At 72.9% G+C, this 22,598-nt stretch carries 23 protein-coding genes; 13 read left to right on the top strand and 10 right to left on the bottom strand.

The genetic code is table 11. The features are described from left to right. Positions 1-713, bottom strand: a 713-nt coding sequence (locus tag KME80_RS43055) for a CPBP family intramembrane glutamic endopeptidase (protein ID WP_372455432.1), incomplete at its 3' end; no start/stop codon positions are given. Positions 714-798: 85 nt separating this feature from the next. Here KME80_RS43055 and KME80_RS43050 point away from each other — a divergent pair. Then, on the top strand, positions 799-1,653 hold the full coding sequence (locus KME80_RS43050; RefSeq protein ID WP_246646711.1) for a TetR/AcrR family transcriptional regulator: 855 nt from the start codon (positions 799-801) through the stop codon (positions 1,651-1,653). Between the two features lie 325 nt (positions 1,654-1,978). On the opposite strand, the gene KME80_RS43045 is transcribed toward KME80_RS43050, so the two are convergent. The 3 genes from KME80_RS43045 to KME80_RS43035 all read right to left on the bottom strand — a co-directional run bounded on the left by KME80_RS43045 (position 1,979) and on the right by KME80_RS43035 (position 3,923). Next, positions 1,979-2,233, bottom strand: a complete 255-nt coding sequence (locus KME80_RS43045; RefSeq protein WP_219517335.1) for a hypothetical protein — start codon at positions 2,231-2,233, stop codon at positions 1,979-1,981. Between the two features lie 827 nt (positions 2,234-3,060). Then, on the bottom strand, positions 3,061-3,372 hold the full coding sequence (locus KME80_RS43040; protein ID WP_219517334.1) for a DUF952 domain-containing protein: 312 nt from the start codon (positions 3,370-3,372) through the stop codon (positions 3,061-3,063). Then, positions 3,369-3,923 (bottom strand): GNAT family N-acetyltransferase, encoded by a 555-nt coding sequence (locus KME80_RS43035; protein ID WP_219517333.1) that lies wholly within the window; start codon positions 3,921-3,923, stop codon positions 3,369-3,371. The genes KME80_RS43040 and KME80_RS43035 overlap by 4 nt, the downstream gene beginning before the upstream one ends. A gap of 17 nt (positions 3,924-3,940) precedes the next feature. Between KME80_RS43035 and KME80_RS43030 the strand changes: the two genes are divergently transcribed. Then, positions 3,941-4,930, top strand: coding sequence for a radical SAM protein (locus KME80_RS43030; RefSeq protein WP_246646704.1), 990 nt, complete (start codon positions 3,941-3,943; stop codon positions 4,928-4,930). Between the two features lie 160 nt (positions 4,931-5,090). Here KME80_RS43030 and KME80_RS43025 read toward each other — a convergent pair whose 3' ends face one another. Then, positions 5,091-6,236 carry a L,D-transpeptidase gene (locus KME80_RS43025; protein ID WP_219517332.1) on the bottom strand — a complete coding sequence of 382 codons (1,146 nt, stop codon included), beginning with the start codon at positions 6,234-6,236 and terminating at the stop codon, positions 5,091-5,093. Positions 6,237-6,406: 170 nt separating this feature from the next. Beyond that, positions 6,407-8,638: an SF1B family DNA helicase RecD2 gene (gene recD2, locus KME80_RS43020; protein ID WP_372455431.1), complete on the bottom strand. Its 2,232-nt coding sequence runs from the start codon at positions 8,636-8,638 to the stop codon at positions 6,407-6,409. A 130-nt stretch (positions 8,639-8,768) separates the two neighbouring features. On the opposite strand from recD2, the gene KME80_RS43015 reads away from it, so the two are divergent. Beyond that, positions 8,769-10,157, top strand: a complete 1,389-nt coding sequence (locus KME80_RS43015; protein ID WP_219517331.1) for a cytochrome b — start codon at positions 8,769-8,771, stop codon at positions 10,155-10,157. Between the two features lie 13 nt (positions 10,158-10,170). Here the strand turns inward: KME80_RS43015 and KME80_RS43010 are convergent, their stop codons facing one another. Then, positions 10,171-11,304: an NADH:flavin oxidoreductase/NADH oxidase gene (locus tag KME80_RS43010; RefSeq protein ID WP_219517329.1), complete on the bottom strand. Its 1,134-nt coding sequence runs from the start codon at positions 11,302-11,304 to the stop codon at positions 10,171-10,173. Positions 11,305-11,368: 64 nt separating this feature from the next. On the opposite strand from KME80_RS43010, the gene KME80_RS43005 reads away from it, so the two are divergent. From KME80_RS43005 to KME80_RS42995, 3 genes are read left to right on the top strand one after another with little or no spacing between them, the layout of a single operon-like run. After that, on the top strand, positions 11,369-11,695 hold the full coding sequence (locus tag KME80_RS43005) for an ArsR/SmtB family transcription factor (protein ID WP_219517328.1): 327 nt from the start codon (positions 11,369-11,371) through the stop codon (positions 11,693-11,695). A 26-nt stretch (positions 11,696-11,721) separates the two neighbouring features. Continuing rightward, positions 11,722-12,681 carry a CE1 family esterase gene (locus KME80_RS43000; RefSeq protein WP_219517327.1) on the top strand — a complete coding sequence of 320 codons (960 nt, stop codon included), beginning with the start codon at positions 11,722-11,724 and terminating at the stop codon, positions 12,679-12,681. A gap of 33 nt (positions 12,682-12,714) precedes the next feature. Further along, positions 12,715-14,049 carry a serine hydrolase domain-containing protein gene (locus tag KME80_RS42995; protein WP_219517326.1) on the top strand — a complete coding sequence of 445 codons (1,335 nt, stop codon included), beginning with the start codon at positions 12,715-12,717 and terminating at the stop codon, positions 14,047-14,049. Positions 14,050-14,092: 43 nt separating this feature from the next. Here the strand turns inward: KME80_RS42995 and KME80_RS42990 are convergent, their stop codons facing one another. Continuing rightward, positions 14,093-14,950, bottom strand: coding sequence for a LysR family transcriptional regulator (locus KME80_RS42990; RefSeq protein WP_219517325.1), 858 nt, complete (start codon positions 14,948-14,950; stop codon positions 14,093-14,095). 71 nt (positions 14,951-15,021) lie between these two features. Here KME80_RS42990 and KME80_RS42985 point away from each other — a divergent pair, with 71 nt between their 5' ends. After that, positions 15,022-15,738: a CTP synthase C-terminal region-related (seleno)protein gene (locus KME80_RS42985; protein ID WP_246646703.1), complete on the top strand. Its 717-nt coding sequence runs from the start codon at positions 15,022-15,024 to the stop codon at positions 15,736-15,738. 7 nt (positions 15,739-15,745) lie between these two features. Here the strand turns inward: KME80_RS42985 and KME80_RS42980 are convergent, their stop codons facing one another. Next, complete coding sequence (locus KME80_RS42980) at positions 15,746-16,885, bottom strand: sensor histidine kinase (protein WP_219517322.1); 1,140 nt, start codon at positions 16,883-16,885, stop codon at positions 15,746-15,748. Between the two features lie 61 nt (positions 16,886-16,946). Between KME80_RS42980 and KME80_RS42975 the strand changes: the two genes are divergently transcribed. The 5 genes from KME80_RS42975 to KME80_RS42955 are packed head-to-tail and all read left to right on the top strand — an operon-like array spanning position 16,947 to position 21,111. After that, the gene (locus tag KME80_RS42975) at positions 16,947-17,594 is read left to right on the top strand and encodes an ABC transporter permease (RefSeq protein ID WP_219517320.1); all 648 of its coding nucleotides are present in this window, start codon (positions 16,947-16,949) and stop codon (positions 17,592-17,594) included. Further along, positions 17,587-18,843 carry a betaine/proline/choline family ABC transporter ATP-binding protein gene (locus KME80_RS42970; RefSeq protein ID WP_308126166.1) on the top strand — a complete coding sequence of 419 codons (1,257 nt, stop codon included), beginning with the start codon at positions 17,587-17,589 and terminating at the stop codon, positions 18,841-18,843. The genes KME80_RS42975 and KME80_RS42970 overlap by 8 nt, the downstream gene beginning before the upstream one ends. Further along, on the top strand, positions 18,840-19,616 hold the full coding sequence (locus KME80_RS42965; protein WP_308126165.1) for an ABC transporter permease: 777 nt from the start codon (positions 18,840-18,842) through the stop codon (positions 19,614-19,616). The genes KME80_RS42970 and KME80_RS42965 overlap by 4 nt, the downstream gene beginning before the upstream one ends. Then, a complete protein-coding gene (locus KME80_RS42960) occupies positions 19,613-20,587 on the top strand; it encodes a glycine betaine ABC transporter substrate-binding protein (protein WP_246646702.1) in 975 nt (324 codons plus the stop codon). Before KME80_RS42965 ends, KME80_RS42960 begins: the two co-directional genes overlap by 4 nt. Positions 20,588-20,607: 20 nt before the next feature. Further along, positions 20,608-21,111: a nucleotidyltransferase domain-containing protein gene (locus tag KME80_RS42955; RefSeq protein WP_219517318.1), complete on the top strand. Its 504-nt coding sequence runs from the start codon at positions 20,608-20,610 to the stop codon at positions 21,109-21,111. Positions 21,112-21,118: 7 nt separating this feature from the next. Here KME80_RS42955 and KME80_RS42950 read toward each other — a convergent pair whose 3' ends face one another. Then, positions 21,119-22,024 carry a sigma-70 family RNA polymerase sigma factor gene (locus KME80_RS42950; RefSeq protein WP_219517316.1) on the bottom strand — a complete coding sequence of 302 codons (906 nt, stop codon included), beginning with the start codon at positions 22,022-22,024 and terminating at the stop codon, positions 21,119-21,121. A 138-nt stretch (positions 22,025-22,162) separates the two neighbouring features. Between KME80_RS42950 and KME80_RS42945 the strand changes: the two genes are divergently transcribed. Then, positions 22,163-22,598 (top strand): alpha/beta fold hydrolase (locus KME80_RS42945; RefSeq protein WP_219517315.1); only part of this gene is annotated, 436 nt, incomplete at its 3' end.

Below are 22,598 nucleotides of genomic sequence, written 5' to 3'. Positions count from 1 at the left end.
CCCGCCCGCGACCGCGACACCACCCACACCACCACCACGGCCGCCCCCACCGTCAGCACACCCGACACCACCGGCACCACCGCCGCGTCATACCCCGGCACATACGCCGCCGTCACGTTCAACATCGCGTGCATCAACACCGCCGCCGACACCCCACCCGTCACCGCACGCAACCCCACCATGACCACCCGAGCCGCCACCGTCCCCACGAACCAGCCCCCGATCCACACCGCACCGTGCCCCGCCTGCACCAACGGCAGCAGATGCCACACCCCCCAGAACACCCCGAGAACCACCCCCGCACCCACCACCCCGAACCGCCCCCGCAACGGATCGGCCGCATACCCCGTCCACCCCACCTCCTCGAACGCCGCCGCCACCACCGACGCCCCGAACACCAACGGCAACACCACCACCGACGTCGCCAACCCCACCGGCGCCGCACCCACCAGCACCACCCCGGCCCCCACCACGACCGGCAACGCCACCGCCACCGCATACCACCGAGCCCGCCCCGCCGGCCGATCCACCACCCCCGCCAGCAACGCCACGACCCCCGCCCGCCCCGCATCCCGCCACACCAGCACCACCGCCGCCACCAGCGGCACCACGAACATCGCCGCACTCGCCGGCATGTCGACCGCCCCCACCCGCACCGTGGGGGACAGCGCCCCCACCACATAGAACGGCACCGACAGCACAGCGACCAGCACCAGGAACAACCCCGGCCGACCCACCACGGCCCACCACCCCCGCACCCGTTGAGACACGATATCCCAAGTACCATAAACTACGAGAGTGACCCCACAACCACCGCAAACCGGCCCAACCCGGCGCCGCACCCGCATCACCGACGAAGAAACCGCCCGCCGCATGCTCGACACCGCCACCCACACCGTCGAACACACCGGCCTCACCGTCAGCCTCGACCACCTCAGCCTCGAACAGATCATCCGAGACGCCGGCGTCGCCCGCAGCGCCGTCTACCGCCGCTGGCCCTACAAAGACCTCTTCTTCAGCGACCTCCTCCGCGAACTCGCCAAAGCCACCAACCCCACCACCACCGCCACCGACCCCACCGCCACCCGAACAGCCACCCACACCCTCCTCACCTCACTCACCTGGGCCCGCAACCCCCACCAACGCCGCGCCCTGGCCGCCGAAGCACTCCGCACCGGCGCACTCGGCGAATACGACCTCTTCCACCGCTCACCCGCCTGGCGCACCTACCTCGCCCTGCAAGCCACCTTCCGCAGCCTCCCCGACGGCGACCTCCGCACCGACGTCCAGCAAGCCCTCACCGACGCCGAACACACCATGATCACCGGTCTCGCCACCACCTACACCCACATGGCCCGGCTCCTCGGCCTGCGCCCACACCCCGGCATCACGTACGAGACCATCGCCCGCCTCGCCGTCGCCACCCTGCGCGGACTCATCCTCATGACCCCCGCCAACCCCGAACTCACCACCCACCGATTCCCCGCCAACCCCTTCGGCGCCCCCGAACCCGCCGAATGGACCGAACCCGCACTCGCGATCGCCACCGTCGTGGTCGGCCTCCTCGAACCCGACCCCGACCTCACCTGGACCGACGAACACGAACGCGCGGCCGAGCACGCCCTCCGCACGGGGCAGTGGCGGGAAACCTGACCACCACGCCAGGCCGGAGGGGGACGGACGCCCCCGGTGGTCACACCCGCCGAGGGGGAGTGGGCAGACGCCCACCCGTGGACCACGGACGCGCGAGGGGAGTGGGCCCACGCCCATTCGGCAGGCGGTCGGCCCCTCGTGGCGGTCGGCCCCTGCGGGACCGGCTCCCTGGAGTGATCAAGCCGGCATCGAGAGGGGAGCGCGCGCGTAAGGAGGCCGCGCGGTGCGTCAGAGCGCGCGGGGCGGCATGCGGAGGCGGCGGAACGACTGGCTGCTCATACCAAACAGAATCCAGCTTCTGTCTGGTATGACCTATTTTGTCGGATTAGAGCCGGTTGACGAAGCGGGTGGCGGCGCGGTGGCTCATGCCCGTCTCGCCGCGTACGAGGAACACCGCCTCCTGGATCTGGCCCAGCGCCTTCATCTCGCGGGCCTGCTCGACCAGGTCGGGGTTGGGGGCTGGGCGGTTGCGGGGGCGGCGGGTGAGGCGCGCGGCCAGGATGATCAGGTAGATGATCACGATCGTGACGACCGCGGTGATCGCGACGAGACCGCCGGTGGAGATCGCCAGGATGGGCATGATTCGATCGTACGCGCTCGGTTGTGCGGCACGAAGGGTGTGCGGGTGCGCCGGGGGCTCTGACGGCGGGCTTCTGGGGTCTGTCTGGTTGCTTGATAATGGACATTATGTCAAGTAGATGTGGTCGGCGGCTCGTGGGGGCTCTCCCCTGCCGGTTTTCGGTTAGGGGTTTGGGTTCGCCGGATTGGCGGGTGTGAGATGCGTTACGTGGTGGGGTGCATGCGGGGCGGGAGGTGTGGTGGGGCGGCGGGGGTGGTGGTGAGCGGGCGTTGTGGCTGGTGGAGTGGTGGTTTGGGGTGCTTCTCCCCCGGTGGTGCGGTTGGGTGGCGGGGTGGGGTGGGTGGTTGACAGTTGGGGTGACTTCTCGTTGATTGGCTGCCGCTGGGTTGATGTGGCGTTTAGGGTGGTCTTCTGCTATCGCGCCGCGAGAGGAGCAGCACGTGGGGAACGAGTCTGTGTTATGTCCGGTGTGTCAGGGGGTTGTTCCGGCTTCGGGGCGGGATGCGTACACGCCGCTGCGGGGGCGGCTGATTCTGACGAATGGGTATTGCGGGGGTGACTGCGCCGATCGGCGTGGGGTTGATCGGGAGCGGACGCAGCAGGTGGCGCGTCCGGTTGCGGCGCCGGGTCCGGTTCAGGGGCAGGCGCAGGGGCATCTGCAGGGTCATCCGCAGGGGCAGGCGTATGGGTATGGGCAGGAGTCGGTGCAGGCTCCGTTGTATGCGCCGGCTCAGGTTCCGGTTGCGGTGGGTCCGGGGGTTCGCCGCTAGGTTTTCGCGGTTGCGGCCAGGCTGTCACGGTGTGACGGGCTGGCCGTTTTCCGTTTTTCAGGGGGTGTAGGGGCGGGTGGCGGTGACGGCTGTGGTGGGCAGGGGGCCGTAGAGGTGGGGGTAGCCGTTCTCGGTGCGGATGTCGAGGCCGGTGGGGTCGATGTCGAGGATGATCAGGTCGGTGTCGGCGATGTGGTGGTAGTAGGTGTCGTGGACGGTGCGGAGTTGGGTGTGGTCGCGGCTGCAGTGGATGTAGCCCTCTTGGGCGAGGGTGCGGCCGAGGGTGGAGATGAGGTACTCCCCCGTGGTCTGGGCGTGGGTCCAGTCGGTGCGCAGGGCGAGGTGGTGGATGGTGGGGTGGGTGGTCATGGTGTCCATTCGGTTTCGAGCATGGCGTAGATCATTTCTGAGACCCATTCGCCTTTGACGTGTTCGTTGTCGATGAGGTGGGCTTCCTGGCGCATGCCGAGTTTCTGCAGGACGCGGGCGGAGGCGGTGTTGCGGGCGTCGAGGCGGCCGACGATGCGGTGGAGGCCGAGGTGGTCGAAGCCGAGGCGGAGCATTTCGCGGGCGGCTTCGGCGGCGTAGGCGTGGCCGTGGTGATCGGGGTGCAGGATGTAGCCGATTTCGCCTTGGCGGTGGGTGCGGCTGGTCCAGATGAGCAGGGTGTTGCCGATGAGGGCGCCGGTGTCGTTGCGGGTGATGGCGACGTCGAGGGCGTCGCCTTCGTCGTGGAGCTGGGTGCGGGTGATTTTCTTGTCGAGGTGCTCGCGGACGGTGTTGCGGTCGCGGGGGGCCCAGTAGAGGTAGCGGGCGACGTCGGGGCGGGATTCGTAGGCGTGGAGGGCGTCGAGGTCGTCGGGGGTGAAGGGGCGCAGGGTGAGGCGGGGGGTGGTGATGGGGTAGCGGGGTTTGAGCACGGGGGCAGTGTAGTGGCTTGCTCTGGGAGTCGAATGCGTGTTCCACTTGGGTGGTGGGTTGGGATGCGCTGCCGTTGGTGGAGGCCGCTGACGATCGTCCGCTGATCGAGCGGCGGGCGGTGCTGCGTGGTGGTTTCTATGAGATGCAGGCTCGTTCGGTGATCGAGCGGGTGCCGGTGTGGGCGGGGGTCTCCGAGGGGTGGGGGGTGTCGCCGTATCGGGGGTGTGCGCACGCGTGTGTGGGGTGTGGGGCGCGGTCGGGGCATGGCCGGTTGGGGTTGGACGCGGGTCGTGATTTCGAGACGCGGGTGGTGGTGCGGCCGAATGTGGTGGTGCGGTTGCGGGCGGAGCTGGCTCGGTGGGGTGGTGAGCCGGTGGCGGTGGGGGTGAGTGGTGATGTGTATCAGGTGGCGGAGCGGACGTATCGGTTGATGCCGGGGGTGGTGGCGGCGTTGGCGGAGGCGGGGGTGCCGTTCACGGTGTATACGAAGAGTCCGCTGGTGTTGCGTGATGCGGGGGTGCTGGCGGAGGCGGGGGCTTCGGTGGCGGTGTCGATCGCGTTCGTGGATGAGCGGATCCGGCGTGGGGTGGAGCCGGGGGCGGTGGGGGCGCAGGCGCGGTTGGAGCTGGTGTCGGCGTTGGTGGAGGCGGGGGTGGCGTGCCGGGTGCGGATGGGGCCGGTGTTGCCGTTGTTGAGTGATGCGGCGGATCAGTTGGGGGCGACGGTGCGGCGGATCGCGGCGGCGGGGGCGGTGGCGGTGGAGCCGGTGGTGTTGCGGCTGCCTCCGGGTACGCGGGAGTGGTATTTGGAGTGGTTGGGGGGTGCTCATCCGGAGTTGGTGGGCCGGTATGAGGAGTTGTATGACCGGTCGGGGTTGCCGTCGGCTGGTTATGAGGAGCGGATTGTGGGGCAGATCGGGCAGTTGTGCCGGGCGTATGGTCTGGCGTGTGGTGCGGGGGTGGCGGAGCGGCGTGAGCCGCGGTTCGGGCAGTTGGCGTTGGTGTGAGCGGGGCTTCTCCCCCGTTGAGCGTGAGGGCTTCTCCCCTGTTGGGTGGTAGGGGGCATCTCCCCCGTTCGGTGTGAGGGCTTCTCCCCTGTGCCGCTGGTCCCGTAGATGCGTGAAGGGCCGCACCTGTGTGCAGGTGCGGCCCTTACGTGTGTGGTGGTCAGGCGTCGTTCTTGAGGGCGCTGCCCTTCTTCCACTGGGTGAAGGACATCTGCCAGTAGCCCCAGCCGTTGTTCCATTCGAGTTGGCGGTCGGTGCCGGTGATGTCGACGATGTCGCCGCGCTGGAAGGTGTCGTAGAACCATTTGGCCTGGTCGGGGCGGGCGTTGATGCAGCCGTGGCTGACGTTGCGGCGGCCTTGGGCCCAGGTGTTGTTCTTGGCGTGGACGTATTCGCCGCTGTTGGAGATGCGGACGGCGTGGTCGATCATGACGTCGTAGTAGCCGGGGTCGCCCTTTTTGCGTCCTGGGGAGATCATGCGGACGGGGTGGGCGCGTTCCATGGTGAGGTGGATGCCGGAGGTGGTGGTGTATTCGCGGGTGGTGGCCATGCCGGCGCTGATGGCCATGGTCTTGACGCGTTTGCCGTCCTTGTAGACGTACATCATGTGCTTGGCGGCGTTGATCTTGCTGATGACCTTGGCGCCGATCTTCATGCTGTAGTCGTAGTCCTTCATGCCGTAGAGGCCCTTGCCGGCTTTGACGCCGGTGAGGTCGGCGGAGAAGGTGACTTTCTGGTGGGCGGTCCAGTATTTGGCGGGGCGGTAGATGGCGACGGTGTCGTCGATCCAGCGCCAGGCGCCCTTGTGGGGTTCTTCGGATTCGACGTGGAGGTTGCGTTCGACGGCGGCCTTGTTGGTGACGGCCTGGTTGAAGGTGACCCGGATGGGCATGCCGACGCCTACGGTTTCGCCCTTGACGTTGGGGGTGACGTCGGCGATCTGCAGGATGCGTTCGGGTTTGAGGGTGGTGAAGGTGCCGTCGGCGGTGGTGGCTCCGGCGCGGGCGGTGACGGTGTAGCTGCTGGAGGGTTTGAGGGGGGTGGTGGAGATCCAGCGGGTCTTGTCGCTGTTGTACTTGCCCTCGAGTTGTTCGCCCTTCGCCTCGACGATGACGTCGTCGAGGGTGCCGCCGGCGGCGGTGACGATGACCTTCTTGGCGGGGTCGACCTTGGCGCCGCCGTCGGCGGGGCTGATCTGGATGGTGGGGGGTTGGGTGGTGGCGGAGGTGGTCGCCTCGGAGGCGGAGGGGCCGTTGGCCGTTCCTCCGCCGGAGCATGAGGCGGTCAAGGCTGCCGTGGTGGCCATGGCCACTCCTGCGGCGGTCTTTCTCCAGCCGGTTGCGACGTTCACTCCGTACCTCTCCCCCACTTGCTCATCTGCGCACTAAAAAACCTTAATGCTCCTGCATGTAAGACGCGGATGAGTTTGGGAGAGTTCGGTCACATTTCGATCACTTCTGGGGGTGTCGCCGCTGGTCAAGACGGGTCAGGAGGGCCGGAAAGCGGGCCCGACAGGCGGTGGGTGAGGCCGGTGTGCCGGCGGCCCGCTCCCCTGGTGCGCACGGCCTGGGCCAGGGCGCGGCGGGAGCCGACGATGACGACGAGCTTCTTGGCGCGGGTGATGGCGGTGTAGAGGAGGTTGCGCTGCAGCATCATCCAGGCGCTGGTGGCCAGCGGGATGACGACGGCGGGGTATTCGCTGCCCTGGGAGCGGTGGATGGAGACGGCGTAGGCGTGGGCGAGCTCGTCGAGCTCGTCGAAGGCGTAGTCGACGTGTTCGTCCTCGTCGGTCAGGACGGTCAGGGCGCTGTCGTCGGGGCGGATGTCGGTGACGATGCCGACGGTGCCGTTGAAGACGCCGGCGGCGCCCTTGTCGTAGTTGTTGCGCAGCTGGGTGACCTTGTCGCCGACGCGGAAGACGCGGCCGCCGTAGCGGCGTTCGGGCATGCCTTCGCGGGCGGGGGTGAGGGCTTCCTGCAGGGCGGTGTTGAGGGCGGCGGCTCCGGCGGCGCCGCGGTGCATGGGGGCCAGGACCTGGATGTCGCGGCGGGGGTCGAGGCGGAAGCGGCGCGGGATGCGGCGGGCGACGACGTCGACGGTGAGGGCGGCGATCTCCTCGCCTTCCTCGCAGGGGAACAGGAAGAAGTCGGTCATGCCGGCGAGCTGGGGGTGGTGGCCGGTGTTGACGCGGTGGGCGTTGACGACGACGCCGGACTCCTGGGCCTGGCGGAAGATCTGGGTGAGGCGGACGCGCGGGATGTCGGGGGCGGCCAGGAGGTCTTTGAGCACCTCGCCGGCGCCGACGGAGGGGAGCTGGTCGACGTCGCCGACGAACAGCAGGTGGGCGCCGGGGGCGACGGCCTTGACGAGTTTGTTGGCCAGGAGCAGGTCGAGCATGGAGGCTTCGTCGACGACGACGAGGTCGGCGTCGAGGGGGTTGTCGCGGTCGAAGGTGGCCTCGCCGCCGGGGCGCAGCTGGAGCAGGCGGTGGACGGTGGTGGCCTGGTGGCCGGTGAGTTCGGCCAGGCGTTTGGCGGCGCGGCCGGTGGGGGCGGCGAGGATGACCTTGGCGTGTTTGGCGCGGGCCAGGGTGACGATGGAGCGGACGGTGAAGCTCTTGCCGCAGCCGGGGCCGCCGGTCAGGACGGCGACCTTGTGGGTGAGGGCGAGGCGGACGGCCTGGCGTTGCTCGGGGGCGAGGTCGGCGCCGGTGCGGTCGCGCAGCCAGGCTTCGGCGGCGTTCCAGTCGACGTCGGTGAAGCTCTTGAGCCGGTCGTGGCCGTTGCGCAGGAGGGTGAGCAGGCTGCCGGCGAGGGAGAGTTCGGCGCGGTGGAAGGGCGGCAGGTAGACGGCGGGCACGACGTTGTCGCCGGCGGGGACGGGTTCGCGGACGGCGCCTTCGGCGGTGACGAGGTCGTCGAGGCAGGTGGTGACGAGGGGTGCGGGCACGTCGAGGATCTTGACGGCGTCGACGGCGAGGTTGGGGGCGGGCAGGTAGCAGTGGCCGTCGTCGGCGGCCTGGGACAGGGTGTAGCGCAGGCCGGCTTTGACGCGTTCGGGACTGTCGTGGGGGATGCCGACGGCTTGGGCGATGGCGTCGGCGGTCTTGAAGCCGATCCCCCACACGTCGTCGGCGAGCCGGTAGGGGTGGGTGCGGACGACGTCGACGGATTTGTCGCCGTACTGCTTGAAGATGCGGACGGCGATGGAGGTGGAGACGCCGACGCCCTGCAGGAAGATCATCACTTCTTTGATGATTTTCTGTTCTTCCCAGGCGGCGGCGATGAGTTTGGTGCGTTTGGGACCGAGGCCGGGGACTTCGGTGAGGCGTCCGGGGTCGTTCTCGATGATGTCGAGGGTGGCGGTGCCGAAGTGGCCGGTGATGCGTTCGGCCATCTTGGGGCCGATGCCCTTGATGAGGCCGGAGCCGAGGTAGCGGCGGATGCCCTGCACGGTGGCGGGGAGCACGGTGGTGTAGGACCACACCTCGAACTGGCGGCCGTAGCGGGGGTGTGAGGTCCAGCGGCCGGTCAGGCGCAGGGATTCGCCGACCTGGGCGCCGAGGAGGGGGCCGACGACGGTGAGGAGGTCGGCGCCGGTGCGGGCGGTGGCGACCCGGGCGATGGTGTAGCCGGTCTCCTCGTTGGCGTAGGTGATGCGTTCGAGGACGGCCTCCAGCACGGCGCCGGCGGGTCGTTCCTCGGTCATGGCCAGCATTCTGCCGTACGGGCGGGGCGGCGGTGATCGCGGCGTGACGTTGGTCACGGTGGGCGGTGGGGGCGTCACAGGGGCGGGGTGGGCGGCGTCTTGTGTGCAGGCGAGGTCAGGAGGTTTCATCATGCGTTCGCCCGTACGTTCAGGGGCCAGGCGGGGGTCGTTCCAGTTCTCGCACTGGTCGTTCATGTTCGCGCAGATCGCGATCTGGTCGTTCGTGGTGCTGGTGGTGACGGGGGCCGTGCTGATGCTGTTCTACGAGCCGGGCATGGCGCGGGTGCGTTATGACGGCCCGTACGGGCCGCTGCGGGGGCTGTGGGTCAGCGAGGCGTTCGATTCGACCATGCGGCTCTCGCTGGAGGTGCGCGGGGGGCTGCTGGTGCGGCAGGCGCATCACTGGGCCGCGCTGGTGTTCGTGGCGGCGGTGGCGTTGCAGTTGCTGCGGATGTTCCTGACGGGGGCGTTCCGGCGGCCGCGCACGGGTCAGTGGCTGATCTGGGTGACGCTGCTGGCGCTGGGCATGGCCGCGGGCGAGACCGGCAACGCGCTGCCGGACGACGGGCTGTCGGGCGGGAGCCTGTGGCTGATCGTGTCGGTGGTGCAGTCGATCCCGCTGGTGGGGACGTGGGTGGCGGGGCTGCTGTTCGGGGCGGGGTTCCCGGGCGATCAAATCATTCCGGTCATGTACAGCGGGCATCTGGGGGTCTCGGTCGTGATGGCGGGGCTGCTGATCTGGCGGGAGCTGCTGGTGCGGCGGCGGGGGCATTCGCGGTTCGTCGCGTCGCTGCCGGTGCGGCGCAGTGCCCGGCCGATGATGGCGGCGGCGACGGCCGGCATGCTGATCATTCTGGGGTACGGGGTGCAGATCGCTCCGGTGTGGCTGTACGGGCCGGCCAGCCCGGCGCAGATCTCGGCCGGTTCGGTGCCGGACTGGTACATGGGGTTCCTCGACGGGGCGTTGCGGATCATGCCGGCGTGGGAGCTGACGCTGGGCGGTTACACGCTGAGCCTGGCGGTGCTGGTGCCGACGCTGGTGGTGCCGGGGGTGTTCTTCACGGTGCTGGCGGCCTACCCGGTGGCCGAGCGGTTCGTGCTGGCGCGGCGGGGGCGGCGTGACGGGCTGGGGCGGCCCAAGAGCGCGAGCCGGATGGCGCGGGAGCGGGCCGTGGGTGACGTGCTGGACCGGCCGAGGGACACGCCGGTGAAGACGGCGCTGGCGGTGGCCGGGATCACGTTCTACGGGCTGTTGTGGGCGGCGGCGGCCAACGACCAGCTCGCTCACCAGTTCCACCTGTCCCTGGAGGCGGTGACGGTCTTCTTCAGGTGCGCGGTGGTGGCGGGGCCGGTGGTCGCGTTCGTGGTGACGCGGTGGATCTGCCTGGGGTTGCGCCAGGCGGAGGATCATGGGGTGGAGAGCGGGGTCATCGTGCGCTCCCCCGGTGGCGGGTTCCACGAGCGGCCGATGCCGGAGCGGCCGGGGCGGGAGGCGATCGGCGCGGGCCGCCACGGTTAGGCCGGCTGGTGGGTCACAGGGCGTAGGCGTACTGGTCGGGCCAGGTCGGGCGGGCGCCCAGCTCGCGGGCGGCCCGGTGCGGCCAGTACGGGTCGCGCAGCAGCTCGCGGCCGAGCAGGACGGCGTCGGCGTGGCCGGAGGTGAGGATGTCCTCGGCCTGCCGCGGGTCGGTGATCTTGCCGACGGCGGCGACGGGCATGCCGGTCTCGGCGCGCACGCGGGCCGCGAACGGCACCTGGTAGCCGGGCGTGGGGACGATGCGGGCGCGGGGCGCGTTGCCGCCGCTGGAGGTGTCGAGCAGGTCGATGCCGTGGGCGTGCAGTTCCTTGGCCAGCCGTACGGTGTCGTCGGCGGTCCAGCCGTCGCGCTCGTCGCCGGGGTTCTCGGTGAGCCAGTCGGTGGCCGAGACGCGGAACAGGACGGGCAGGTCGTCGGGCCAGACGGCGCGGACGGCGTCGGCGATCTGCAGGGCGAGGCGGATGCGGTTGGCGAAGGAGCCGCCGTAGGCGTCGGTGCGGTGGTTGCTGTGCGGGGAGAGGAATTCGCCGATCAGGTAGCCGTGGGCGCCGTGGATCTCGGCGACGCGGAAGCCGGCGCGCAGGGCGCGGCCGGCGGCGGCGGCGAAGTCGGCGACGACGCGCTGGATCTCCTCGGTGGTGAGCTCGTGCGGGACGGGGTGGCCGTCGTCGAAGGCCAGGGGGCTGGGGCCGGTGACGGGCCAGCCGCCGTCGGCGGGGGCGACGGGGCCGCCGCCGCGCCAGGGGCGGTCGGTGGAGGCCTTGCGGCCGGCGTGGCCGAGCTGGATGCCGGGGACGGCGCCGTGCAGGGTGAGCAGGTGGCTGATGTGGGCGAAGGCCCGCTCCTGGCGGTCGTTCCACAGGCCGAGGTCCCAGGGGGTGATGCGGCCTTCGGCGGAGACGGCGGTGGCCTCGGTGAGGATGAGGCCGGCGCCGCCGGCGGCGCGGGCGGCCAGGTGGGAGTAGTGCCAGTCGTGCGGCACGCCCGTGTCGGGGCCGGCGGGGGCGGCGGAGTACATGCACATCGGCGACATCCAGGCGCGGTTGGGGATCGTCAGTGAGCGCAGGGTGATCGGGTCGAACAGCACGGGGGGCACCTCTCCCGGGAGGACGGCTTGTACGTCAATCATCGTACTACGAGAGTTATCGTATTACGATGGTTGCCGTACCATGGTGGTGGTTGAGGGAGGGCCGATGTCCACGAGGGTTCTGCAGCACCCCGACGCCGCCGAGATCCGGCTGGAGGCCGTGCTGCACGCGCTGGCCGACCCCATGCGGCTGGAGGTGGTGTGCTTCCTGGCCGCCCACGGCGGTGAGGCGGGCTGCGCCGAGATCGACCTGGGCGTGAGCAAGTCCACCGGCACCCACCACTACCGGGTGCTGCGCGAGGCCGGGGTCATCACCCAGGTCTACCGCGGCACCGCGAAGATCAACTCGCTGCGGCGCGACGACCTCGACGCGCTCTTCCCCGGCCTGCTCGACAGCGTCGTCACCGCGGCCGCCCGGCGCGTCCGCGTCTGACCGGCCGCGCCAGCCCGGGAGGCCGGATGATCGTACGGGCCGCCGCGGTGACGGCACTGCTGGCCACGGCCGCCTGCACGGCCGCTCCCCCGCTGCCGCCCCGGGCGGACGCCTCTCCGCGAACGGCGCCCACGCGCGCGGAGGCGGGGTGCGGCGAGCGGCGGCTGCCCGGCGGGCGGCACACCTTCGAGCACGGCGGCCTCACCCGCACCTTCCTGCTGAGCGTCCCGGACGGGCGCGGGCCGCACCCGGTGCTGCTCAACCTGCACGGCCTCGGCTCCGACGCCCGCGAGCAGGCCGCCTACACGCGCCTGCCCCGCGAAGGTGCCGCCCGCGGCTACATCGTCGCCACCCCGCAGGCCGCTGACGGGCGGCTGGCCTGGACGCTGCCGCACAGCTACGGCCCCGACGACACCGCGTTCCTCGGCGCGCTGCTCGACCACCTGGAGGACGGCCTGTGCGCCGACCGGCGGCGCGCGTTCGCCGCCGGGCTGTCCTACGGCGGCGCGATGGCCGTCGCCCTCGTGTGCGGCCTGCGCGGCCGGCTGGCCGGAGCCGCCGCCGTCGGCGGCGTCAGCCTGGCGCCGCCCTGCGAGCGGCCGCCGCCCGCCACCGTCGTCGCCGTGCACGGCACCGCCGACCGCGTCGTCCCCTACCAGGGCGGGCATCCGCTGCGCGAGGCCACCGGCGACCTGCGGGCGCTGGCCGACCTCGTGACGCTGCCGCCCGTCACCGCCGTCGGCCGCCGGTGGGCCGCCGCCTACCGGTGCGGGCCCGCCGCCGCCTCCTCTCCCGCCTCCCGGGTACGGCTGTCGGCGTGGACGTCGTGCGCCGGCGGCGCGGCCGTCCGGCTGTACACGGTCAAGGACGGCGGGCACACCTGGCCCGGCCCCGTCGAGGTGCCCCGGCTGGGCCGCACCGAGACCGGGCTGGACGCCACCCGGCTGCTGCTGGACGTGTTCGACCGGGCGCCGGACCGGTCCTGAAGGCGCAGGCAGCGGGCGTTAGGCTTGGCGGCCATGAGTCACCAGGTGGGACACCAGACGGCGGCCGCGCTGCTGCGCCGCCTCGCGGCCGAACAGGCCGAGTGCCGCATCCCGTCGATCATGGCGGCGGTCGTGCGCGACGGGCACATCGCATGGGCGGCCGGGCGCGGCCGCGTCGGCGGCGAGCCGCCCACGACGCGCACCCAGTACCGGCTCGGCTCGATCACCAAGAGCGTGGTCGCCGTCGCCGTCATGCGGCTGCGCGACGAAGGGCTGCTCGACCTGCTGGATCCCATCGGCAAGCACCTGCCCGGCGCCCGGTTCGGCGAGGCGACCGTCGCCCAGCTGCTCTCCCACACCAGCGGGCTGACCGCCGAGCCGCCCACCCCCTGGTGGGAGCGCACCCCCGGCGTGGAGGCGGGCGAACTGCTCGCCCGGGTCGGGCCCGGCCACGTCAAGCACCGGCCCGGCCGCCGCTTCCACTACTCCAACGTCGGGTTCGCGCTGCTGGGCGAGCTGGTGGCGCGGCTGCGCGGCAGGCCGTGGCTGGACGTGGTGCGCCAGGAGGTGCTGGAGCCGCTCGGCATGAGCGACACCACCGCCCGGCCGCGCGCCCCGCACGCCTCCGGCTACGCCGTACACCCGTACGCCGACGTGCTGCTGCCCGAGCCCGAGCACGACGCCGTCGCGATGGCGCCCGCCGGGCAGCTGTGGTCGACGACCGCCGACCTGGCGCGCTGGGCGGCCTTCGTCGCCGGTGACACCCGGGGCGTGATCGACGCCGCCACGCTGGAGGAGATGCGCGAGCCGGCGATCGTCGACGACGGCGACGCCTGGACCGCCGGCTACGGGCTCGGCCTGCAGCTCACCCGCTACGCCGGGCGGCGGCTGGCCGGGCACACCGGGTCGATGCCGGGCTTCCTGGCCACCGTGTGGGCCGACCCGGCCGACCGGGTCGGCGTGCTGTTCCTGGCCAACACCACCTCCGGGATGAGCCGCACCCTGCTGACCGACCTGCTGCGCATCCTCGACGAGCACGAGCCCAGCCTGCCGCGCGAGTGGGAGCCGGCCGAGGCCGACGCCGACCTGCTGGCGCTGACCGGCGTGTGGCACTGGGGGCCGACCCCGTACGTGCTGCGGCTGCTGCCCGGGCGCGGGCTCGCTCTGGAGCCGGCCCGCGGCGGCGGCCGGGCCTCCCGCTTCGTGCCGCAGGACGACGGGACGTGGCTGGGGCTCGACGGCTACTACGCGGGCGAGACGCTGCGCGTGGCCGCCGACCACCTGGACGTCAACACGTTCGTCTTCACCCGCGAGCCGTACGACCCGGGCGCGCCGGTGCCGGGCGGCGTCGAGACCTGGCGGGCCTGACCCGCACGGGCGGGCTTCTGGGCGGGCTCCTTCGCAGGCCCGCTCAGGGGCTGGCGAGGGTGGCGGCCAGGTCGGCGGCCGGGCCGGGCGGCAGCGCGGCGTGCACCAGCTCCACCCGGTGCACCAGCCGGGGCGCCACCAGCGCCACCCCCGTCGCGGCCGAGGCGGGCAGCAGCGTCAGCCCGTGCCCGGCCGCGACCAGGCTCATCACCGTGCGCGGATCGTCGCCGGTGTAGTGCAGCCCGGCGCGGAACCCGTCGCCCGCCAGGTCACGCAGCCGCTCCAGCGGGCACAGCGGCGTACGCAGCCAGCGGGCGTCCACCAGATCGGCCAGCCGCAGCCCCGCCCGGCCCGCCAGCGGATGATCGGCCGGCAGCGCCACCACCAGCGGCTCCTCCCCCGCCCGCGTCGCGGTGAGCGGGCCCGCGTCCGGCAGGCGCAGCGGATCGCTGGGCGCGGCGATGCCCGCCACCAGCGCCAGCTCCGCCTCGCCGCCCGCCACCAGCCGGGCCGCCTCGTCAGCCGGGCACGCCCGCACGGTCACCGTCAGCCGCGGCAGCCGCGCCCGCGCCGCCGCCAGCCGCCCGGCCAGGACGGGTCCGAGCGCCAGCGGGCCCACGGCCAGCGTCAGCCGGTGCACCGGCGCCGCCGCCACCCGCCGCACGTCGGCCCGCGCCGCCCGGATGCGCAGCAGCAGCGGCCCGGCGTGCTCCAGCAGCCGCTCCCCCGCCTCCGTCGGCGCCACCGGCCGGCGCGACAGCAGCGGCGCGCCCAGATCGGCCTCCAGCGCCGCCACCTGCTGGGAGACGGCCGACTGCGTGTAGCCGAGCTCGGCGGCCGCCGCCGAGAACGAGCCCAGCCGCGCCACCGTCACGAACGTCCGCACCAGATGAGGATCCATCAGGAACGCTTATAGCACATGCAGTCATTATCGTTGGCGCTTACCCGGCGCCGGGGGTCACGATGGCGAGCATGAGAATCGCCCTGGTCGGAGACCGCTCCCCCGGCGTGCGCGCCCACACGCGCATCCCCCTGCTGGTGGAGGCGTTGCGTGAACGCGACGGCCTCGCGCTCGACCCGTACTGGATCCCCACCACCGACACCGGCGGGCTGGACGGCTTCGACGGCATCTGGGTGGTGCCCGGCAGCCCGTACGCCAGCGAGGAAGGCGCCGTCGCCGCCGTGCGCACCGCGCGCGAGCGGCGCATCCCCTTCCTGGGCACGTGCGGCGGCTTCCAGCACATGCTGCTGGAGTACGCGCGCGGCGTGTGCGGGCTCGACGTCGCCCACGCCGAGAACGGCCCCGGGCACGACTACCTGCTCACCCCGCTCGCGTGCACGCTCGCCGGGCACGAGGCCCCGGTACGGCTGGCCGCCGGGTCGCTGATCGAGCAGATCATGGGGGCGCGCCAGACCGTGGAGGCCTACAACTGCTCCTACGGGCTCAACGACGGCTACCGGCGGACGCTGGAGGAGCACGGGCTGGTGTTCTCCGGCCACGGCGACAGCGACGAGAGCGGGGCCGGTGAGGCGGTGCGGGTGGCCGAGCTGCCGGGGCATCCGTTCTTCCTTGGCACGCTGTTCCAGCCGGAGCTGGCCGGTGACGGCAGCCGCGCGCACCCGGTCATCGCGGCCTTCGCCGCCGCCGTCGTCCGCCATGCCGCCGCCCGGCAGCCGGCCGCCGGATAGCGGGGGCTCACTCGCCGCCGGGGAGATCGGGGGGCTCGGCGGGCAGGACGGCCCGCAGGCGCCACCCGCCCTCCGGCGCGGGCCCGGCCTCGACCCTGCCCCCGGCCTGCGCCACCCGCTCGGCCAGCCCCCGCAGCCCGCTGCCCGCCACCCCGCCGGCCTCTTTCCGGGTGGCGGGGCCGTCGTCGTGGACGGTGACCGAGTGCGAGGCCACGGTGATGGTGACGCGGGTGGCGGCGCTGTGCCGCAGGACGTTGGTGACGCCCTCACGCACCACCCAGCCCAGCAGGTCCTGCACCCACGGCGGCGGCGGGGCGCCGGTGCGGCGCACGTCCGGGGTGAGGCCCGCGGCGCTCAGCACGTCACCAGCGCGGGCCAGCTCCCCGTTCAGCGAGCCCTCGCGGTAGCCGGTGACGGCCTCGCGGACCTCGGCCAGCGCCTGGCGGCCGACCGTCTCGATGTCGGCGGCGTGCCGTCCTGCCTGCTCGGGGTCGCGCTCGGCCAGGCGGCGCACCGCCTCGGCCTTGACGACGATGACCGACAGCGTGTGCCCGAGCAGGTCGTGCAGGTCGCGGGCGAAGCGCAGCCGCTCGCGTTCGACGGCCGTCTCGGCCAGGCGGCGGCGGGTGCCGGCCAGCTCGGCGATGAGCGCGTGCAGGTGCATGATGAACGCCACCACCAGCCCGGCGCTGAACGTCCCCCACGCCAGCGCCATCACCGGCTCCAGCCCGCCGCCGGTGAACAGCGTGACCAGCGCGGCCGCGGCCGTCACCGCCAGCAGCGGCGCCAGCAGGGCGGCCCGCACCGCGCGGCCGGCCAGCACCAGCCCGCAGGCGATGCCCGCCAGCGGGAACAGGTACAGCCAGCCGCCGGCGAACAGCGCCGCCAGGCCCGTCACTGTCACCCCCAGCGAGGCCAGCGCCACGGTGGCGGCCACGGTGCGTGAGCGGAAGCCCAGCAGGACCGCCGCCGCGTACAGGAGGATGACGGCGGCCAGGCCCGGCCAGGCCAGCCAGGCGGGGCGGCTGTCGCCGGCCGCGGTGTCCCACGCGGCGGCGACGCCGATCAGGGCGAAGGCGAGGAACCCGGCGCCGGACGGCGGCCCGTAGGGGCGGCCGCCGGGCGCGCGGGCGGGGTCGGTGGTCATCGCCTCCCACGTTAGACGGATGTCCGATCACGGTAAGTAACACGGTGATCGGGGGATCTGCGTGAATCTGTGGGAGTACATCGCCGACCGGCGGGATCTGCTGCTCTTCGAGACGGCGCAGCACGCCAGCATGGTGGCGCAGTGCGTGCTGGTGGCCGCCGTGATCGGCGTGGCGGTGGGCGTCGTCACCTACCGGCGGCCGCGCGGGGCGGCGCTGGCCACCGGCACGGCCGGGGTGCTGTTCACGGTGCCGTCGCTGGCGATGCTCGGCCTGCTCATCCCGGTGCTGGGGCTGGGGGTGGCGCCGAGCGTGACGGCGATCGTGCTGTACGCGCTGCTGCCGATCATCCGGAACACGGTGGTGGGGCTGCAGGGGGTGGACCCGATGCTGGTGGACGCGGCGCGCGGGATCGGGATGAGCCGGCTGCGGGCGCTGACACGGATCGAGCTGCCGCTGGCCTGGCCGGTGATCCTGACCGGCATCCGGGTCTCGACGCAGCTCGCGATGGGCATCGGCGCGGTGGCCGCGTACGTGTCGGGGCCGGGGCTGGGCGAGCAGATCTTCTCCGGGCTGGCCCGGCTGGGCGGCGCGAACGCGGTGAACTCCACGCTCACCGGCACGCTCGGCGTGGCGCTGCTGGCGCTTGCGTTCGACGCGTGTTTCGTGCTGCTGGGGCGGCTGACCAGGCCGGGAGGCCGCCGTGCCTGAGACGGCGGCGGGCGGCGGCGGGGTGCCGATCGAGCTGCGCGCGGTGACCAAGCGCTTCCCCGGCGCGGCCGCGCCCGCGGTGAACGAGCTGGACCTGACGATCGCCGCCGGGGAGATCGTGGTGCTGCTCGGCCCGTCGGGGTGCGGCAAGACGACGACGATGCGGATGATCAACCGGCTGGACGAGCCCACGTCCGGCGACATCCTCATCGGCGGGCGCAGCGCCCGCGACATCGACCCCGACCGGCTGCGGCGCAACATCGGGTACGTGATCCAGCAGGCCGGGCTGTTCCCGCACCTGACGGTGGCGGCCAACATCGCGCAGGTGCCGCGCCTGCTGAAGTGGGACTCCGGCCGGATCGCACGCCGCGTGGAGGAGCTGCTGACGCTGGTCGGGCTGGACCCGGCGACGTTCGCCCAGCGCTACCCCAGAGCGCTGTCGGGCGGCCAGCAGCAGCGGGTGGGGGTGGCCAGGGCGCTGGCGGCCGACCCGCCGGTGATGCTGATGGACGAGCCGTTCGGCGCCCTGGACCCGATCACCCGCGAACGGCTGCAGGACGAGCTGCTGCGGCTGCAGGAGGAGCTGGCCAAGACGATCGTGTTCGTGACGCACGACGTCGACGAGGCGCTGAAGATCGGCGACCGGATCGCGATCATGGAGCGGGGGGCGCGGATCGTCCAGTACGCGCGACCGGCCGAGATCCTGACCGCGCCCGCGGGCGAGTACGTCGAGCAGTACCTGGGCGGCGGTTCGTCGATGCGGCTGCTGCGGCTGACGAAGGTGGGCGACATCCGGCTCGACTCGGTGCCGCACGCCACCGCCGGCGCCGACGCGCGCGCCCTGCTGGCCCAGGCCGAGGACGAGGGCCGCGACTTCGCGCTCGTCGTCGACGAGGCGGGCCGGCCGCGCCGGTGGGTGAGCGCCGCCGACCTGGCCGCCGCCCGCGGGCCCGTCGGCGAGCTGGGCGAGGAGACGGGGCCGCCGATCGGGCACCGGATGACGTTGCAGGACGCGCTGGAGGCGCTGCTGAACGCCGACAGCGACGTGGTGCCGGTCGTCGGCCGTGGGCAGGCGTACGCGGGGGTGCTGTCGCTGAGCACGGTGCAGAACGCGATCCAGGCGATCAAGGCGCGCGAGCGGGAGCGCCGCCGCCGGCGCCTGTCCGGCCTGACCGGCGACAGCGGAGACGGCGGATCCGGTGACGGCGGGCCCGGCGACAGCGGATCCGGGCCGGGGGGTGGGGCGTGACCGTCAGCGGGTCGGCCGCGCAGCAGGCCGCCATCCCCGAACCGGACGTCGGCCGCTCCTGGCACATGCTGCTCGCGCCGCTCATCTACCTGGCCGTGGCCGCCGCGATGGTCGCCTACACCCAGCTGGTGCCGCTGGACGACATCGAGCGCAGCGCGCTGCGGCTGCCGTTCCTGGCCCGGCGCACCTGGGAGCACATCCGGCTGGTGTTCTACTCCACCGTGCTCGTGCTGGTGGTCGCGCTGCCGCTCGGGGTGCTGCTGACCCGGCGCACCCTGCGCAGGGCCACCCCCGTGGTGCTGGCCGTGGTCAACGTCGGGCAGGCCACCCCGGCCGTCGGCCTGATCGTGCTGCTGGCCGTGGTGTTCCGGATCGGGTTCTGGACGGCGGTCGTCGCGCTGTTCGCCTACAGCCTGCTGCCGACGCTGCGCAACACGATGGTGGGCCTGGAACAGGTCGACCCCCGGCTGATCGACGCCGGGCGCGGCATCGGCATGTCGGCGTTCGGCGTGCTGTGGCGCGTCGAGCTGCCCATGGCCGTCCCCGTCATCCTGTCAGGGGTGCGCACCACGCTCGTGCTGAACGTCGGCACCGCCGGCATCGCCGCGTTCATCGGCGCGGGCGGCCTCGGCGACCTGATCACCGCCGGGGTCAGCACCCAGCGCAACCTCGTGCTGATCACCGGCTGCGTGCTCATCGCCGTGCTGGCCATGCTCATCGACTGGGCCGGCGGCGTCGCCCAGCGGCTGCTGTCGCCCAAGGGGCTCACATGAGACCCGCGCTCCTGCTGATGCCGGCGGTGCTCGTGGCGGTGCTCGTGGCGGCGGCCGGGTGCGGGCTGCGGCCGGCCTCGGCGTTCATCCCGCCGGTCGGGCCCGGCAGCATCCGGCCCGTCCCCGCGCTGGAAGGCGTACGGCTGCAGGTGACGTCGAAGGAGTTCACCGAACAGCTCATCCTCGGCAAGATCGCCGTGCTCGCGCTCACCGTCGCCGGCGCCGACGTCGCCGACCGCACCAACGTGCAGGGCAGCGTCAACGCCCGCCGCTCGCTGACCCGGGGCGACGCCGACCTCATGTGGGAGTACACCGGCACCGGCTGGATCACCTACCTCGGCAGGAGCGACCCGATCACCGACGCGGCCCGCCAGTACGAGGCCGTGCGCGAGCTGGACCTGCGCCGCAACGACATCGTGTGGCTGCCCCCCGCCCCGCTGAACAACAGCTACTCCATGGCCGTCACCCGCGCCACCGCCACCCGCTACGGCATGCGCACGATCTCCGACATCACCCGGGTGCCGCCCGAGCGGCGCACGTTCTGCGTCGACCACGAGACGTTCGGCCGCTCCGACGGGTTCCTCGGCATGCTGCGCGCCTACGGCCTGCGCTACGGCACCGACGTGCAGCCGTCGAAGGTGCGCCGCGTCTCCACCGGCGTGCTGTACGACTCGATCGCCAGCGGCCAGTGCACGCTCGGCATGGTCACCACCACCGACGGCCGGCTCGAAGCGCTCCACCTGGCGCTGCTGGAGGACGACCGCCACTTCTTCCCCCTCTACCACCCGTCGGTCACCATCCGCGGCCCGGTCGCCCGAGAGCACCCCGAGATCGCCCGCGTCTTCGCGCCGATCAGCGCCAAGCTCACCGACGCGGTCATCCGCAAGCTGAACGCCCAGGTCGACGTGGACGGCGACGTGCCGGTGCTCGTCGCCCGCGACTGGCTGCGCTCGCAGGGCTTCATCACCTGAGCGGGCCTAGGATCGTGCCCGTGTTCACACTCGACGACGTGCTCGAGGTGCTGGCGCTGATCGAGGACGCCGGCTGCCGGACGTGGATCGGCGGCGGTTGGGGCGTCGACGCCCTGATCGGCCGGCCGACCCGGCCGCACCGCGACCTCGACCTGCTGCACCGGGCCGAACAGGAGCCCGCCCTGATCGACGCGCTGACGGCCGCCGGGTTCGCCGAACAGCCCGGCGCGGTCCCCGGGCGGCCGGTCCGCTTCGTCATGGCCGACGCGCGCGGGCGCGAGCTCGACCTGCACCCGCTCACCTTCGCCGCCGACGGGTCGGCCGTCCAGCCCGCCGACGCGCACGGCGCCACCTTCCCCTACCCGGCCGGCGCGTTCACCTGGGGCACGCTGGGCGGGCGGCGCGTGCGCTGCCTGTCGGCCGCCCAGCAGGTGACCTTCCACCAGGGCTACGAGCCGGCCGAGCGGGACGTGCACGACATGCGGCTGCTGCGCGAGACGTTCGGCGTCGACACGCCCTTCTGAACGCGCCTCAGGCGACGGCCACCTCCAGGGCGCGCAGCCGGTCCGGCTCGGCGACCACGTCGACGCCGGTGATCAGATCCCCGTCGAAGGTGAAGGTCAGCACGACCGACAGGCGGCCGTACGGCGCCATCGCCAGCGCCGGGACGCCGTCGACGAGCGCCACGCCGGTGAAGCGGGCCCGGCCGGTGGCGGCCATCGCGCCCTCGGCCACCCGGCGGGCGCCGCGCACCACGATCGGCTCCGGCGTCGGCACGACCCGCCGGTCGGCGTGCAGGACGACGTCCGGGTGCAGCAGCTTGACCAGCGCCTCGAAATCCCCGCCCCGGGTGGCCGCCAGGAACGCCTCCACCACCCGCCGCCGCTGCGGCGCGTCCGGGCGCGGCGCGTCGCCGCCCCTGACGCGGCGGCGCGCCCGGCTGGCCAGCTGCCTGACCGCCTGCGGCGTCCGCTCCAGCATGACGGCGATGTCCTCGAACGGCACCGCGAACAGGTCGTGCAGCACGAACGCCAGCCGCTCGGCCGGGCTGAGCCGGTCCAGCACCACCAGCAGCGCCACCCCGACCGAGTCGGCCAGCACCGCCTCCTCCTCCGGGTCCGCCCCGCCCGTCAGCCCGCCCGCCGGCCCGACCACCGGCCCGCCGTCCGGCCCGCTCTGGGCCTCCAGCGGGTCCTCGCGGCGGGTCCGGCGCGCGCGCAGCATGTTCAGGCACAGCCGCGCCACCACGGTCGTCAGCCACGCGCCCAGGTTGTCCACGCCGCTGACGTCGGAGCGGCTCAGCCGCAGCCACGCCTCCTGGACGACGTCGTCGGCCTCGCTCACCGAGCCGAGCATCCGGTAGGCCACGGCCCGCAGCCCGCCCCGGTGCTCCTCGAACAGCCCGGCCAGCCGGTCATCTGCGACGCGCTCGTTCACCCTGGTCCTCGTCCCTTCCCGCGATGGCGTGCGCACACCCTAACCGGACCCTCCCGGCGAAGCGGGACAGGGGTGGCCCGACGCGGCGAAAGCGCCGACGATGGCGTTGATCGTCTCCCCGGCCGCGAAGGAGCGCCCATGCCCGCCACCTCCACGCTGGTGCTCGTACACGGCTTCTGGCACGGCTCCTGGTGCTGGAGCGAGGTCATCCCCCACCTGGCCGCCGCCGGCCGCGCCGCCGTCGCCGTCGACCTGGCCGGGCACGGGCTGCGCGCCCGCAGGCCCCGCTGGCTCACCGCACGCCCGTACGACCCCGAGGCCGTGCGCGCCGAGGTGTCGCCGGTGGGCGACGTGAGCCTGGAGCAGGCCGCCGCGCTGCTGACGGCGCAGCTCGAACGCATCGGCGGCGGCCGGCCGGTGACCGTGGTCGCCCACAGCGCGGCCGGCCCCGTGCTGATGCGCGTCACCGAGCGCAGGCCCGCCCTGGTCGCGCACGCCGTCTACCTGACCGCCTACCTGCCGGCCTCCGGCCTGTCGGCCGCCGCCTGCACGCGGCTGCCCGAGGCGGCGGCCG

The organism is Nonomuraea ceibae (assembly GCF_019396325.1).
Classification (GTDB): Bacteria; Actinomycetota; Actinomycetes; order Streptosporangiales; family Streptosporangiaceae; genus Nonomuraea; species Nonomuraea ceibae.
This window is presented reverse-complemented; position numbering and strand designations above follow the sequence as displayed.

Bases quoted from the DNA above. Each gene is read 5' to 3' on its own strand.
- KME80_RS43045 (WP_219517335.1), bottom strand. From the start codon at position 2,233: ATGCCCATCCTGGCGATCTCCACCGGCGGTCTCGTCGCGATCACCGCG.
- KME80_RS43040 (WP_219517334.1), bottom strand. From the start codon at position 3,372: ATGACCACCCACCCCACCATCCACCACCTCGCCCTGCGCACCGACTGG.
- KME80_RS43025 (WP_219517332.1), bottom strand. From the start codon at position 6,236: ATGGCCACCACGGCAGCCTTGACCGCCTCATGCTCCGGCGGAGGAACG.
- recD2 (WP_372455431.1), bottom strand. From the start codon at position 8,638: ATGACCGAGGAACGACCCGCCGGCGCCGTGCTGGAGGCCGTCCTCGAA.
- KME80_RS43015 (WP_219517331.1), top strand. From the start codon at position 8,769: ATGCGTTCGCCCGTACGTTCAGGGGCCAGGCGGGGGTCGTTCCAGTTC.
- KME80_RS43010 (WP_219517329.1), bottom strand. From the start codon at position 11,304: ATGATTGACGTACAAGCCGTCCTCCCGGGAGAGGTGCCCCCCGTGCTG.
- KME80_RS43005 (WP_219517328.1), top strand. From the start codon at position 11,369: ATGTCCACGAGGGTTCTGCAGCACCCCGACGCCGCCGAGATCCGGCTG.
- KME80_RS43000 (WP_219517327.1), top strand. From the start codon at position 11,722: ATGATCGTACGGGCCGCCGCGGTGACGGCACTGCTGGCCACGGCCGCC.
- KME80_RS42995 (WP_219517326.1), top strand. From the start codon at position 12,715: ATGAGTCACCAGGTGGGACACCAGACGGCGGCCGCGCTGCTGCGCCGC.
- KME80_RS42990 (WP_219517325.1), bottom strand. From the start codon at position 14,950: ATGGATCCTCATCTGGTGCGGACGTTCGTGACGGTGGCGCGGCTGGGC.
- KME80_RS42985 (WP_246646703.1), top strand. From the start codon at position 15,022: ATGAGAATCGCCCTGGTCGGAGACCGCTCCCCCGGCGTGCGCGCCCAC.
- KME80_RS42980 (WP_219517322.1), bottom strand. From the start codon at position 16,885: ATGACCACCGACCCCGCCCGCGCGCCCGGCGGCCGCCCCTACGGGCCG.
- KME80_RS42960 (WP_246646702.1), top strand. From the start codon at position 19,613: ATGAGACCCGCGCTCCTGCTGATGCCGGCGGTGCTCGTGGCGGTGCTC.